The 12,608-nt window shown below is 68.5% G+C and carries 14 protein-coding genes; 3 read left to right on the top strand and 11 right to left on the bottom strand.

Annotated features, from left to right (window positions below):
• Positions 1-221: 221 nt before the first annotated feature.
• From agmC to MYSTI_RS02170, 4 genes are all read right to left on the bottom strand, one after another.
• Positions 222-2,654 carry an adventurous gliding motility protein AgmC gene (agmC, locus tag MYSTI_RS02185; protein WP_015346055.1) on the bottom strand — a complete coding sequence of 811 codons (2,433 nt, stop codon included), beginning with the start codon at positions 2,652-2,654 and terminating at the stop codon, positions 222-224.
• Positions 2,655-2,717: 63 nt separating this feature from the next.
• Complete coding sequence (locus tag MYSTI_RS02180) at positions 2,718-3,212, bottom strand: hypothetical protein (protein ID WP_015346054.1); 495 nt, start codon at positions 3,210-3,212, stop codon at positions 2,718-2,720.
• 11 nt (positions 3,213-3,223) lie between these two features.
• Positions 3,224-3,727 carry a cupin domain-containing protein gene (locus tag MYSTI_RS02175; protein ID WP_015346053.1) on the bottom strand — a complete coding sequence of 168 codons (504 nt, stop codon included), beginning with the start codon at positions 3,725-3,727 and terminating at the stop codon, positions 3,224-3,226.
• Positions 3,728-3,732: 5 nt separating this feature from the next.
• Positions 3,733-4,509, bottom strand: coding sequence for a class I SAM-dependent methyltransferase (locus tag MYSTI_RS02170; protein WP_015346052.1), 777 nt, complete (start codon positions 4,507-4,509; stop codon positions 3,733-3,735).
• A gap of 109 nt (positions 4,510-4,618) precedes the next feature.
• Here MYSTI_RS02170 and MYSTI_RS02165 point away from each other — a divergent pair, with 109 nt between their 5' ends.
• Positions 4,619-5,914, top strand: coding sequence for a citrate synthase (locus MYSTI_RS02165; protein ID WP_044278352.1), 1,296 nt, complete (start codon positions 4,619-4,621; stop codon positions 5,912-5,914).
• 784 nt (positions 5,915-6,698) lie between these two features.
• Here MYSTI_RS02165 and MYSTI_RS02160 read toward each other — a convergent pair.
• Positions 6,699-7,040 carry a hypothetical protein gene (locus tag MYSTI_RS02160; RefSeq protein WP_144369967.1) on the bottom strand — a complete coding sequence of 114 codons (342 nt, stop codon included), beginning with the start codon at positions 7,038-7,040 and terminating at the stop codon, positions 6,699-6,701.
• Here MYSTI_RS02160 and MYSTI_RS44090 point away from each other — a divergent pair.
• Both MYSTI_RS44090 and MYSTI_RS02150 read left to right on the top strand, forming a co-directional pair.
• Positions 7,039-8,079 (top strand): VgrG-related protein, encoded by a 1,041-nt coding sequence (locus tag MYSTI_RS44090; protein ID WP_201768949.1) that lies wholly within the window; start codon positions 7,039-7,041, stop codon positions 8,077-8,079. The two genes, MYSTI_RS02160 and MYSTI_RS44090, sit on opposite strands and share 2 nt — an antisense overlap.
• 115 nt (positions 8,080-8,194) lie before the next feature.
• Positions 8,195-8,491, top strand: a complete 297-nt coding sequence (locus MYSTI_RS02150; RefSeq protein ID WP_015346049.1) for a hypothetical protein — start codon at positions 8,195-8,197, stop codon at positions 8,489-8,491.
• Positions 8,492-8,596: 105 nt separating this feature from the next.
• On the opposite strand, the gene ychF is transcribed toward MYSTI_RS02150, so the two are convergent.
• From ychF to MYSTI_RS02120, 6 genes are all read right to left on the bottom strand, one after another.
• Positions 8,597-9,706, bottom strand: a complete 1,110-nt coding sequence (ychF, locus tag MYSTI_RS02145) for a redox-regulated ATPase YchF (RefSeq protein WP_015346048.1) — start codon at positions 9,704-9,706, stop codon at positions 8,597-8,599.
• A 48-nt stretch (positions 9,707-9,754) separates the two neighbouring features.
• On the bottom strand, positions 9,755-10,303 hold the full coding sequence (gene atpF, locus MYSTI_RS02140; RefSeq protein ID WP_015346047.1) for a F0F1 ATP synthase subunit B: 549 nt from the start codon (positions 10,301-10,303) through the stop codon (positions 9,755-9,757).
• 119 nt (positions 10,304-10,422) lie between these two features.
• On the bottom strand, positions 10,423-10,653 hold the full coding sequence (locus MYSTI_RS02135) for an ATP synthase F0 subunit c (protein ID WP_015346046.1): 231 nt from the start codon (positions 10,651-10,653) through the stop codon (positions 10,423-10,425).
• Between the two features lie 144 nt (positions 10,654-10,797).
• Entirely contained in the window at positions 10,798-11,814 is a 1,017-nt protein-coding gene (atpB, locus tag MYSTI_RS02130; RefSeq protein WP_015346045.1) for a F0F1 ATP synthase subunit A, read from the bottom strand.
• The gene (locus tag MYSTI_RS02125) at positions 11,814-12,155 is read right to left on the bottom strand and encodes a hypothetical protein (RefSeq protein ID WP_420811533.1); all 342 of its coding nucleotides are present in this window, start codon (positions 12,153-12,155) and stop codon (positions 11,814-11,816) included. The genes atpB and MYSTI_RS02125 overlap by 1 nt, the downstream gene beginning before the upstream one ends.
• 62 nt (positions 12,156-12,217) lie before the next feature.
• Positions 12,218-12,478 carry an AtpZ/AtpI family protein gene (locus MYSTI_RS02120; RefSeq protein WP_015346043.1) on the bottom strand — a complete coding sequence of 87 codons (261 nt, stop codon included), beginning with the start codon at positions 12,476-12,478 and terminating at the stop codon, positions 12,218-12,220.
• Positions 12,479-12,608 lie beyond the last annotated feature (130 nt).

Below are 12,608 nucleotides of genomic sequence, written 5' to 3'. Positions count from 1 at the left end.
CGACAGGCTCTCGCGGCGCGAAACACGCACGGGCCCGCGAAGCGCGAGCACCAGGCGCAGGAGAACAGGCCTGGGCTCACGGCTCGGTGGCGACAGGCTCTCGCGGCGCGAAACACGCACGGGCCCGCGAAGCGCGGGCATCAGGCACAGGAGAACGGGCCTGGGCTCACGGCTCGGTGGCGACAGGCCTCGCCGCACGAAGCGCACGAGGCCCGTTTCCGTCACCGGGCAGGAGGCCCACACTTCGGTCGAGGAGGCGTGACCCTGACGCCCGACACCTGACGACGACGCTGGCGCAACAAGGCCGCGACGCCGATGAGCAGGACCCACGCCGCCGCCGCACCCGTAGGCGACGCACCACAGCCTCCACAGCCCACATCCAGCGCGGTGGGGCCGCGGACCTGGAAGCCCGTGTCCGGAGACTTGGGGCCGGGCGTTCCGGACTCGCTGTTGAGCATCGACGCGGACACGGCATGCGCGCCGGAAGTCAGCGCGCTCTCGGCCGCCAGCGTGTGACGGAACGCACCCGTCGCGTCCGCGACAACGGTGGCCACGCGAGTCCCATCGACATCCAGCGAGACCGTCGCCCCCGGCTGCGCCACGCCCGCGAACAGCGGCGTCGGGTCCACCCACTCGCCCTCTGCGGGGACCACGAGCACGGGCACCTCGCGTGTCACGCCCGAGCCCGCATCCCCCGAACCGGCGTCCGGCCCGGACGACCCCGCATCCGACCCTCCCGCATCCGGCGTCGGAGACCCCGCGTCGGGGTCTGGGAGGACGACCTCGAAGCGCGTATCTGGAGAGCTCCCGCTGGAGTTGTCATCCACGTCATGGCCGTGGGCATTGACCTTGTGAGGCCCCACCGCGAGCGGCGAGTCAGCCGGGATGTCGTAGCGGAAGCGGCCCTGCGAGTCCGCGGTGACGATGGCCTCTTCGCGGTTGTCGATATACAGGCCGACCGTCCGCGCGTTGACCGCGACGCCCGCGATGTACGGCGTGGGTCCTGTCACCTCGCCCTCGGCGGGGACCACGATGATGGGAATCTCAAGGCCCGCATCCGCCGCCTGCGACCGGGCGTTGAAGCTCACCTGGGACGCGGGGCGGCTGTAGGCGCCCATGCTCTCCGAGACAGCCGTCACCACGTGGGTCCCGACGGCCAGCTCGGAAGCGGGCGGGTCGAGCACCGTGACGAAGGCTCCATCCACTCCCGCGCCGACCTCGGCGACCCTGACGCCATCGACGCTGATGATGACGCGCATGCCCGGGTCCGCGACGCCGCGGATGGTGGGACGGGTCGACACGGTGGTGTTGACGATGGGCTCGGTGATGACCGGCGTGGTGGGTGCCTGGTAGGGGAAGATGAACTGCTTCATCTCTCCGATGCCGCCCGCCGTGGCGCCGTAGCTGCCACCCGACGAGCCCGCCGTTCCCGCGGCTCCGCCCGCGTGTGAGCCGGAGCACAACACGGACGCGCCATGGAGCAGCAGGACTCCACCCGCACCACCACCCCCAGGCCCCGTCTGGAAGGAGGCGCTCGGCGCATTGCCTCCCGCGCCGCCCTGGACGAGGGCCTGGGAACAGCCCAGCGCGCCCGTGACACGCACGATGACCGAGCCCCCCGCGCCCCCTCCGCCCGCGCCATCCTCGCCGCCCGATGCCGCGGCCGCCGCGCCATTCGCGGAGAAGGTTCCGCCCCCGGAGACCGAGAGCGCGCGCACCAGCACCGCGCCGCCGCCCGCGCCACCGCTCGAACCATCCCCGGTGTCTCCCTCTCCCGCGCCACCACCCCCACCCAAGAGGAAGGAATAGACCACCGTGTAGTCCATCACCACGCCCCCCTGACCGCCCATGTCGCGCATGCCATCCGTGGGAGCCGTCCTTCCGCCAAGACCTCCCGCGCCGCGATGCCCACCGCCGCCGCCGCCCGCGTCCTTGCAGATGCCGCCACCGCCCGCGTTGACGAGGTTGCCGCGCCCGGAGGCGGAGCCATAGCGCTCCACCACGAGCCCCTCCCCCTTGAAGGCGCCCCCCTGCGACGTGGGGAGGTCATCCCCGGTGCAGTTGGTGCGCGTCGTGTTCTCACCGAAGACACCGCCGCGAAAGCCCATTCCATCGGCGTTGATGGAGCTGTTGTTCGTCACCGCGCCGTTGGCGAGGAACGCGAGGATGCCACCGCTGCTCCCATTCCAAGCCGGCGCCACGAGCGAGCCGGACCCACTCACGTTGACCGTGGTGTATTCAGGCACCGTGACGGCCTGCGAGCCGGGGGCGTCGTAGGTGTTGACGAGCGGCGCGGAGAGCTGAATCACCATCGGGCTGCCCGCGGTGACCGAGGATACTCGCGCCATCTCCCAGCTCCCCACGCCGCCAGGGCTCGTCGGGCCGGTGCCACCAGAGGGAGTGCTGGAGGCGAAGCCCTGCGTCTGGTGGATGAGCAGCAGACTGCCCACCGCGGGCGCGGTGACAGCCTCCACCGAAAGTGTCCGCGTCCCCCGCTGCGCGCCCAATGGCATACGCATCGCCGTGTTGATGGTGCGGCGGGTATTGACGGTGAGCGAGCCGTCGCGTCCGGTTCCCACGCCAAACGAATCCAGCTCGGCCTGGGCGGCGGAAGACAGCAACAGGAGGACGAGGACCAGGGGGGGCAGACGCATTCAGGACATGCTGCCTCAGAACCCCGGATTCCCGCGAGAGTACGAAAGGGCTAGCACCCTCCGTCAACTGGCCGAGCCCTGCAGGGCACGTGCATTCCAGGGCGAGAAGAAAGGCTGTCGCAACAGCCGCGGCAGGGCGCGCTTGTCGATGCACCAGAGCTGGAGCGCGTCTTCCCATTCACCGAGCTCGGCCACGGCGCGCACGTCCTGGGCGTCGCGGTAGAGGTCATTGAGGTTGTGGACGAGGGCTGAGAGGTTCTCGACCTCCCAGCGCTCGATGACCTCACCGGCCTGCACGTGCAGCTCGAGGACGGGGCGCTCGCGGACATCGACGACCTTGAGGCGGCGAGCGGCACCGCCCATGGCGAGGGTGAGCGGGCCCATGAGCTCATCAGGGCGGACGCCGAGGGAGACGGAGAGCCCGCCCTGGAGCAGGCCCGCGTCGCACAGGCGCAGCAATGAGACCTGGGGAGGCTCGCCGCGAGGGAGCAGCTCCGAGGCGGCGGCGCGGTCCTTGAGGAGGTGCTCCCGGGTGAGGACGTCGAGCAGGGGGGGCATGGGGCGAGAGCCTATCGCTCCTCGCCGCTCCAGTAGTCCACCTCGGCGGCGAGGGGGAGGACGGTGTACAGGGTTCGAGCGGCCTTGTCGCCCCCGGGCGCGGAGCCCGCGGTGACACACACCTTCTTCGAATCCGGGTACACCATGACGTCGGGCTCCACCATCGTGGAGAACGCGAGGTAGCGCAGCGGCTCGGTGCCATCGTTGACGAGCTGGTGTGCACTCGAGGCCCCCACGGGGAGGGCGACGTAGTCACCGGCCCGCACGGGAAGCGAGGCGTCACCGAGGCGCAGCAGGCCCGAGCCGGAGAGGACGTAGTACGCCTCTTCATTGGCCAGGTGGTAGTGGAGCGGGAAGGCGTGCTTGCCGGGAGCCAGCTCCATCAGGCTGCATCCGAGTTGCTGGCCCTTCGCGGCGGCGCCCAATTGCTTGCGGCGATACGCGACGCGAGGGCCCTGGGTGACTTCGGTCCAGGGCAGCGAGGGTTCATGCACGAGGTGGGGGTGCGTGGACATGGGAGTCACGGGCGCGTGGCGAGGAGGGCGAAGACGCGGTGGGGGATGGCGAGGACGGGCTGAGGGAAACGCTCGGAGAGGATGCGGGCGAGGGTCTGGTCGAAGCGCTCGACCTCGGCGGGAGGAAGGGTGGCGCCCACGAAGGCGCTGGCGCGGCAGCGGCCTCGCCAGGCTTCGTGCGTGTAGGGAATCAGCACGTCGTAGGAGAAGGTCTCCAGGGGCGTGAAGCCCGCGTCGGTGACATCACTGAGCCACTGTGGATAGAGGCCGACGCCGCAGCCGAAGCGGACATGGTCAGGGGGATTGGGATTGCTGGCGTTCATGAGGGCGTCGGTGGCTTCGACGACGTTGCCGGGCATGGGGAGCCAGTCGAGGTGGGCGACGATGAGCCGTCCTCCAGGGACGAGCAGCCGAGCGGCCTCACGCGCGGCTGCGGGCCGATCGAACCAATGCCAGCACTGGCCCGCGGTGACGACGTCGAACGACGCCGAGGGGAGTCCGGTGGACTCCGCGGGGGCTTCGCGGAAGTCGATGGACAGGTGGGCTTCGGTGGCGAGTTGCCGTGCGCCCTCCAGCATGGACGCGGAGACATCGAGGCCGATGACGGAGCAGCCATTGCGGGCGAGACCGCGGGCGACGACGCCCGTGCCGGTGCCGACGTCGACGGTGCGGAGTCCTGGGCGGAGGACGTTGTCGCGGACGAGCCGGTCGAAGAAGGAGTCGGGGAAACCGGCGCGGTGCCGGGTGTAGTCCGTCGAGGTCCGTCCGAAGTCCACGGTCATGGGGATGCTCCTCTCGAATGAGTGTCCGAGCCTCCATGCGTGCGGGAAGGCACACATCGACGTGAGAATCGAGTCGAGTCGACAATGGCTGTCGGGAGGCTGTTGAGACATGAGTAGACGCAAGGGAGGACGCTCTCAATCTCGATTCGTCCATCGACCCGAGGAGGAGCTGGTGACGGCGGTGGAGGCGGCGGCCTTGTTGGGGGTGAAGCGGGCGACGCTCTACACCTACGTGAGCCGAGGTCTCGTGCGGTGTGTGCCGGAGCCGGGGACGAAGGAGAACCGGTATGTGCGCTCGGACCTGGAGCGACTGAAGACGCGGCATGACGCGAGGGCGGGGCATGCGGCGGTGGCGTCGGGGGCGCTGCGGTGGGGAGAGCCGGTCATCGACTCATCGGTGTCGCAGGTGGGAGCGGAGGGACTGGCATACCGAGGGCATTCGGCGGTGGGGCTGGTGTTGGAGGGGCGGAGCTTCGAGGCAGTGGCGGAGTTGTTGTGGTCTGGGGAGTTGCTGGAGGAGGAGCCTCGGTGGGAGGCGGGGGAGGCAGTGATTCCGCCCTCGGAGCTGGCGAGGCTGTTGCCGCGAGAGACGCCGCCGGTGACAGCGTTGAGTGCGCTGGTGCCGTTGTTGGCGGCGAAGGATGCGGTGCGCTTCGCGGCGCCGCCCGAGCAGGAGAAGGTGCGAGCGAGGCGGCTGCTGCGCCAATTGGCGGCATGGGTGGGAGTGGCGCACGCGCCGGGACGGGTGGCGAGAGCGTTGCGGGCGGAGACGATGGCGGAGTCCCTGGTGAGTGCATGGGACTCCAAGGTGAAGCGTGCGCCGGAGCTGTTGAATCGCGCATTGGTGTTGTGCGCGGACCATGAGTTGAACGTGTCGACCTTCACGGCCAGGGTGACGGCGTCCTCGGGGGCGGACCTGTATGCGTGCGTGAGCGCGGCGTTGGCGGCGTCGTCAGGGCCTCGGCATGGAGGAGCGTGCGACAGGGTGGAGGCGTTGTTGACGGAGGTGGAGAAGCCGGAGCGAGCGGCAGCGGTGGTGCGAGAGCGATTGCGGAGAGGCGATGCGGTGCCAGGCTTCGGGCACAGGCTGTATCCGAAGGGAGACCCGAGGTGCCCTCCCCTGCTGGAGGCCGCGCGTGAAGTCAGACCCGAGGTGCCCAGGGTGAGGGTGGCAAGGGCGGTCCAGGAGGCGATGCGGGACGCGGGGCATCCGGAGCCCTCGGTGGACCTGGGGTTGGTGATGTTGGCGGATGCGCTGGGATTGCCGCCGGGGGCGGCGGGGACACTGTTCGCGGTGGGGCGCGCGGCGGGCTGGGTGGCGCACATCCTGGAGCAGCGGGAGCAAGGCCACCTGCTCCGCCCCAGGGCCCGCTATGTCGAACCTCCTGCCGCATCTCGGAAGTGAAGAGTCGCTTGCGGCAAAGCCAAGCAACCACAGTCAATGGGTGGGGAGGGAAAGAGCGCGGTTGCAAAATCTCCGTCGACACCTCCCACGGGAGAGGATTGCAATACGAAGTCGGCTCCGGGCCCGTGCATCTCGCCTGCAATGAAGTACGTGAACCCGACAGGCTCAGCATCGACTGTGCATGCATTGCCCCCCCTTGAGCGTCGCCATGAATTCTCGAAAGAGTTCCCATAGCCCCCTCCCCTGCCCATGAAGACCTTCAAGCACCGGCTCATTCCCGCACTCGCAGCAGCGTTCGCCCTGGCCTGTAATCTGGGCGAGAGCATCCCCACCGCGACTGGGAAGACCTGTCGGGTTGCCCGTGGGGACTCGCTCCAATCCGTCATCGCGCGATGCGGTCCCCCCTGCGCCACAGGAGAGCTCCCCAAATCTCCCTGTCGCGCGGACCAGCCCTTCTTCAGTTCGGAACTCTGCTCGAACCGGTGCAGCGTCTATGGCCACACAGCCGTCTGCATCGGAGGCGAGGGGGACAGAGTTGTCTCCATCGTGCGATTCACGTCCAGCACCTATTCAACCCTCAATGCCTGCCAATTCCCGGCGCCAACGCCCCCGTGAGCCTGTGCACTCCCACCCGCCAGGACGAGGGTCTCGCCGAGAAACAGGGCTCCCGTCTCGAGCCCTGGAGACGAAATAACCGGCTACCCGGAAACTATTGTCCCACATCGGCCGATAACCCTCATGACCCGAGCTGTACGCCATGACGGACTGCGGCATCGGGCATGTGTCACGAGGGACCTCGCGCGTCCTTGTCCGTCATCTGAGAGCTGCACATGGGTGTCGGGTCCACCAGCGGTTCGAGTCGTTCCTCGAGTAGCTCCAGCCGCTCCTCCAGCAGCCGGAGCACGAGCAGCAAGTCCTCGAGCAGCAAGTCGTCCACCAGCAACAAGGGCGCGAGCTCCAAGGCGTCGAACACCAAGGCCTCCAACACCAAGGCCGCGACGTCCAAGGCAGCCACCACCAAGGCCGCGACCACCAAGTCGGTGAGCCTCCCGAGCAACGTCCCCACCCCCACGCCTCGCCCCAACAAGGACACCTTCTCCGCGCGGGCCCTGAGCCCCACGTCCATGGCGTCCTCGTCCTTCGCCGCCGGACACTCCCTCGGCAAGCCCACGACGTCCTCGCGCACCCTGAGCAACACCCCCATGGGGGTGACCCAGTCCTTCTCCACGCGCGTCGGCCCCCGCGACACCTATACCTCCGTGAAGTCCAAGACTGTCGGCGTCCAGGACGTCAAGGGCGGCTACACCGCGAAGACCCGGCAGACGACTCCCACGGTCAACTCGCGCATGATGAGCAGCTCCTTCATGGACAGCGCGGACTTCTCCTCGACGCCCGCGGCCTCGCTGTCCGCCTCTCGCGTCACCACGCGCACCATCGGCGGCAAGTCCATCGGCCCCGCCCAGTCGTTCACGCAGAACACGAACACCCTCGGCACGCCCCGCGCCTTCCAGCGCGACTACGAGACCCTCGGCGGCCTGAGCCGCAAGGAAGAGGCGAAGGGCCCTGGCACCGTCTCCACCGGCAAGGGTGACCACGGCGGCGTCTCCTACGGCTCCTATCAATTCGCATCCAACAACGGCTCGGCGAAGGCCTTCGTCAACTCGCTCAAGACCACCCACCCGAGCTACCACGCGAACTTCGACGGCCTGACGCCGGGCACCAAGGAGTTCTCCAAGGCCTGGAAGGACCTGGCCGCCCTGGACCCCAAGGGCTTCGACAAGGCCCAGCACGACTACATCCAGCGCACGCACTACGACGTGAGCGCCGGCGAGGTCCGCAACAACGTCGGCCTCAACCTGAACACGCGCTCCCAGGCCCTGCGCGACGTCGCCTGGTCTGCCTCCGTGCAGCACGGCAAGAAGGCGGTCGACTCCATCATCAGCGCCGCGCTCAAGGGCCGCGACCCGTCCACCGTGAGCGACGCGGACCTCATCAGCGGCATCTACGCCGAGCGCGGCCGGAAGAACAAAGCCGGAGAGCTGGTCCACTTCTCCAGCAGCTCCAAGAGCGTCCAGAACGGCATCACCGCCCGCTACGCCCGCGAGAGCCAGGCCGCCCTGGACCGCCTCGCCCGCGAGTTCTCCGGCGTCACGCGCAACGACTGAGTCCCTCCCGGGCCCCTGAATCCCCGGGGCCCTCCCAGGACGTCGCTGTCACCTTCCCGCCACCCCAGACACTCTCTGGTTGGCGGAAGCGCCCTCGGCGTGGACACTGCGCGCCGTGGACCCTCGACGCACCTATCCCCGTCTCGCCATCGCCGCCTTCGCGGGCAACCTCGCCTTCGTCGGCGCCTGGGTCGCCCTCATCACCCGAACCAGCGGCTGGCCCATCATCGGCGGCGTCCTGCTCGCCGTCTTCGCCGGCCTGCGCGTCGGAGGCATGTGGCTCTACGCCTCCCGGCAGACGGAGAACCTGGAGCGCGCACGCCGCGCCGCCATCTTCACAACCTTCCTCACCCTCGCCGGCATCGGTCTCTGGGTCTTCGCCGCCTTGCGCGGCCCCCGCGTCAGCCTCTGACCCCCAAACGCCTCGCGGGCGCTTCCAGACGGCCTTCAAGGCCCTCCAGAACGCGCCCGCGCGGTACCACTCCGGCTCGCGGCCCTTCCAGGCCGCTGCAAGCCCTTACACGTTGAAGCGGAAGTGCATGCAGTCACCGTCCTGCACGACGTACTCCTTGCCTTCCATCCGCAGCAGGCCCTTGTCCTTCACCGCGGCCTCACTGCCCAGCTTCACCAGGTCTTCCCAGCGCATCACATCGGCCTTGATGAACCCGCGCTCGAAGTCCGAGTGGATGACGCCCGCCGCCTGCGGCGCCTTGTAGCCCTTGTGGATGGTCCACGCGCGGCACTCCTGCTCGCCCACCGTGAAGTACGTCCACAAGCCCAGGAGCGAGTAGCCCGCCCGCACCACCTTGTGCAGACCCGGCTCCTTCAGCCCCGCGCTCTCCAGGAAGCCCGGGCGCTCGCTCTCGGGGAGCTGCTGGATTTCCGACTCCAGCGCCGCCGCGAGCACCACCACGTCGAAGCCCTCCTTCGCGGCCATCTCCTTCACCGCCGCGACGTGCTTGTTCGCGTCTTCCTTCCCAATCTCGCCCTCGCCGATGTTCGCCACGTACAACACCGGCTTGTCCGTCAGGAGGAACAGGTCGTGGATGAGCGCCTTCTCCTCCTCGGTCAGCTTCTGCGCCCGCACGGTGATGGCGGCGTCCAGCCCGGCCTTCACGCGGTCCAGCAGCGCGACCTCGGCCTTGGCCTCGTCGCCGGCCTTGCCGCCCATCTTCGTGTTCTTCAAGGAGCGCTCGCGGCGCTTCTCCACCGTCTCCAGGTCCTTGAGGCACAGCTCCGTGTCGACCACGTCCCGGTCCCTCACCGGATTCACCCCGCCCTCGACGTGGGTGACGTTGTCGTCCTCGAAGCAGCGCAGCACGTGCAGCACCGCGTCCACCTGGCGGATGTTGCCCAGGAACTGGTTGCCCAGGCCCTCGCCCTTGGAGGCGCCGCGCACCAGGCCCGCGATGTCCACGAACTCCAGCGACGTGGGGACCTTCTTCAGCGGCTTGATGAGCTCGGACAGCTTGTCCAGCCGCTCATCCGGCACGGGCACCACGCCCACGTTGGGCTCGATGGTGCAGAAGGGGTAGTTGGCCGCCTGCGCGCCCGCGGCCGACAGCGCGTTGAACAGGGTGGACTTGCCCACGTTGGGCAGCCCGACGATTCCGATGGATAGACCCATGGTGATTCCCTGGAACAAACGCGCCGGGGGGCGCGCTTCCCCAAAAAGCTAGGCCGACCGACGCGCGCCGGTGTTGGCGCCGCTCAGCGGAAGGCTCTGCACGAACTGCTCGGCCAGCGCGCGGTGCTTGCTGTCGTCCATGCGCTCGTTGATGAGCTTGCCCGCCACTTCCATGGCCAGGTCGACGGCCATGGCGCGGACCTCGGCGATGGCCTTGGTCTTCTGCTCGTCGATTTCACGACGCGCGCTGAGCTTGAGCTCCTCGGCCTCCTTGCGGCTCTTGGCCATCAGCTCCTCGCGGAACTTCTCCATCTCCTGCTGGTTGCGGCGCGTCTCGTCGGCGGCCTGACGGCGGGCCTCCGCGATGGCCGTCTTCTGGTCGGCCAGCAGCTTCTCGGCCTCGGCGCGCTCACGCTTGGCGCTCTCCACGGCGGCCGAAATCTGCTTCTCACGCTCCTCCACGAGCTGGAGGATGGGGCCCCACGCCTTCGACTTCAGGACGAAGAAGACGATGACGAAGGTGACGAGGGTCCAGAAGATGAGGCCCGGCTGGACGCTCACGAGGTTGCTGGCGGCGAGGACGGAGGGCAGGAACATGGCGGCGTGTCCGGCGTGAGGGAGTCAGACGGCGGAAAGTCTCGGGTTCTACCACCAGGAGGCGCCGGCAGCTGCTCGAGGCGAGCACCGGCGCGCTCCAGGCTTCCTACGGAACGGCCTTACGACTTGACGGCCAGAAGCACGCAAACGACCAGCGCGAACAGCGTGGCGCCTTCGATGAGGGCCGCGGCGATGATCATCGTGGTGCGGATGTCGCCACCGGCGGCAGGCTGACGGCCCGTCGCGTCCATGGCGGCGGCGGCGAGCTTACCGATGCCGAGGGCGGCGCCGATGATGGAGAGACCGGCGCCGAGGCCGGCGGCGAGGAAGGCAAGAGCGATGTTGGTCATGGCAGTGCTTCTCTTTTCGTAGCGAAGGACCCGCTTGTGGGGGGGTCGTGATGCCCTTCAGGACTACCTCTGGCGACCTTTCGAATCGCCAGGTGCTCAACCGGGGCGCCGGTACGGACCGCGCCCCGTCAACTCGTCGGGGGCCTAGGCGTGCGCCTTGCCGTGGCCGTGGTCGCTCTCCGCGTGGCCGTGGTCATCGTGGTGGTGACCGGTGGCCACCGCCATGCCGATGAACAGCGCCGACAGGAGCGTGAAGACGTAGGCCTGGACGAAGGCCACGAACAGCTCCAGCAGGTAGATGGCGAAGGCGAAGGGCACGCTGATGACCGCGACCGCGGGGTGGCCCAGGATGAAGATGAGGCCGATGAGGAAGAAGAGGACGATGTGGCCCGCCAGCATGTTGGCGAACAGACGCATCGTGAGGGCGAAGGGCTTGGTGAACAGGCCCAGGATCTCCACCGGAATCATGATGGGCCACAGCGACCAGTGGACGCCGCCCGTCAGGTGCTTCAGGTAGCCGCCCAGGCCCGCGGAGCGGATGCCGGCGGCCTGCGTGACGACGAAGGTGCAGATGGCGAGGCCCGCGGTCACCGCCAGGTTGCCCGTCGCGGTGGCCATCCAGGGCACCAGGCCCAGCAGGTTCATGGCGAGGATGAAGAAGAACGCGGTGAGCAGGTACGGCACGTAGCGGGGGCCGTCCTCCTTGCCGATGTTCTTGATGGCCATCTCGTCCCGGACGAAGAGGACCAGCATCTCGATGAGGTTGGCGCCCGTGCCGCGCGGCACCAGCTTCGTCTTGTCGCGGTTGCTCCAGATGAGCAGGGTGCCGAGGAGCAGCACCGCGGCCAGCCACATCATCACCGTGTGCTTGGTGATGGAGAGGTCCAGGCAGCCCTGGAGCAGGCCGGACCAGCCGGACGGGGCCACCATCCCGTGGTCCGTCATCACCGGCTCGCAGCTGCCGATGCGGATGGGCGGAATCGCGCCCAGGTGGATGGGCTGGCTCAGGGGGACTTCGAGCTCGAAGTCGTTCGTGTCCGAGACGTGGTGGAGGATGTAATCCGGCACACTCGGCTCGTGCCCCTCGCCGTGACCTCCCGACTCGGAAGCCCACGCGGTGGCCACGAACAGACTGGCGAACAGCACCATTGCCTTGCGCATCACTCGTCTCCGCCGGCCGCGCCCTTGGACGCGGCCATCACGTAGCTCACTTCAATCCATTGCAGCGCGAAGTAGACGCCGAAGAAGCCGGCGACAAACGGCACCGGCGGCATTCCTCGCGACACCAGCCCCACCAACCCCACCAGCACCGCCACCATCCTCAGGCCGAACACCACCCCGACCACCTTCAACGCCGCCTTGAGGTCCTGCTTCATCGCCCGGCGCTTGAGCAGCAGCGCCACCACGCCCGTCACCGCCGCCAGCCCCACGCCCCACAGCGCCGACACCCGGGTCTCCGCCACCGTCGGGAGCAACCCCGCCACCGCCACGCCCACCCCCATCACCCCGGCCGCCAGTCCCGCGTGGGACTTGAACGGGTCCTTCACCTCAACATCCCGTCCCGTCACTTGCGCCGTCCCAGTCGAGCCATCTCCCGGAGGAATCCGTAGAAGCCCACGCAGATACCCAGGAAGCTCAAGCCCACCAACAACCACGGCCCCGACCCCAGCTTCCGGTCCAGCCAGTAGCCTCCCAGCACTCCCACCACCGCCCCGCCCACCAGCTTCCACACCGCATTGATGTAGGGCTGCGCCGCCCTCATCTGCCGAGCCGTCGTCCCCAGCTCGCTGCCATCCGACTTCTCCCGGGGTTCCTTCGCCGCCATTCGGACGCCTCCCCAAACCCTGGGAAACCCTCGGATTTCCATGCCACCCGATCCAACCCCTTCACACGCGGGCGCCGCTTAACACCGAATGAGCGGCAGGTGCAACCGCTACAGTGTCACGGGAGGGGGC

This window comes from Myxococcus stipitatus DSM 14675 (assembly GCF_000331735.1).
GTDB lineage: Bacteria > Myxococcota > Myxococcia > Myxococcales > Myxococcaceae > Myxococcus > Myxococcus stipitatus.
Note: the sequence above shows the minus strand (reverse complement) of the source record. Positions and strands in the feature narration are given on the sequence as shown.

Bases quoted from the DNA above. Each gene is read 5' to 3' on its own strand.
- ychF (WP_015346048.1), bottom strand. From the start codon at position 9,706: ATGGGTCTATCCATCGGAATCGTCGGGCTGCCCAACGTGGGCAAGTCC.
- MYSTI_RS02165 (WP_044278352.1), top strand. From the start codon at position 4,619: ATGAGTAGACGCAAGGGAGGACGCTCTCAATCTCGATTCGTCCATCGA.
- atpF (WP_015346047.1), bottom strand. From the start codon at position 10,303: ATGTTCCTGCCCTCCGTCCTCGCCGCCAGCAACCTCGTGAGCGTCCAG.
- MYSTI_RS02135 (WP_015346046.1), bottom strand. From the start codon at position 10,653: ATGACCAACATCGCTCTTGCCTTCCTCGCCGCCGGCCTCGGCGCCGGT.
- MYSTI_RS02125 (WP_420811533.1), bottom strand. From the start codon at position 12,155: ATGGGGGTGGGCGTGGCGGTGGCGGGGTTGCTCCCGACGGTGGCGGAG.
- MYSTI_RS02120 (WP_015346043.1), bottom strand. From the start codon at position 12,478: ATGGCGGCGAAGGAACCCCGGGAGAAGTCGGATGGCAGCGAGCTGGGG.
- MYSTI_RS44090 (WP_201768949.1), top strand. From the start codon at position 7,039: ATGGCGTCCTCGTCCTTCGCCGCCGGACACTCCCTCGGCAAGCCCACG.
- MYSTI_RS02180 (WP_015346054.1), bottom strand. From the start codon at position 3,212: ATGCCCCCCCTGCTCGACGTCCTCACCCGGGAGCACCTCCTCAAGGAC.
- atpB (WP_015346045.1), bottom strand. From the start codon at position 11,814: ATGCGCAAGGCAATGGTGCTGTTCGCCAGTCTGTTCGTGGCCACCGCG.
- MYSTI_RS02170 (WP_015346052.1), bottom strand. From the start codon at position 4,509: ATGACCGTGGACTTCGGACGGACCTCGACGGACTACACCCGGCACCGC.
- agmC (WP_015346055.1), bottom strand. From the start codon at position 2,654: ATGCGTCTGCCCCCCCTGGTCCTCGTCCTCCTGTTGCTGTCTTCCGCC.
- MYSTI_RS02175 (WP_015346053.1), bottom strand. From the start codon at position 3,727: ATGTCCACGCACCCCCACCTCGTGCATGAACCCTCGCTGCCCTGGACC.
- MYSTI_RS02160 (WP_144369967.1), bottom strand. From the start codon at position 7,040: ATGGACGTGGGGCTCAGGGCCCGCGCGGAGAAGGTGTCCTTGTTGGGG.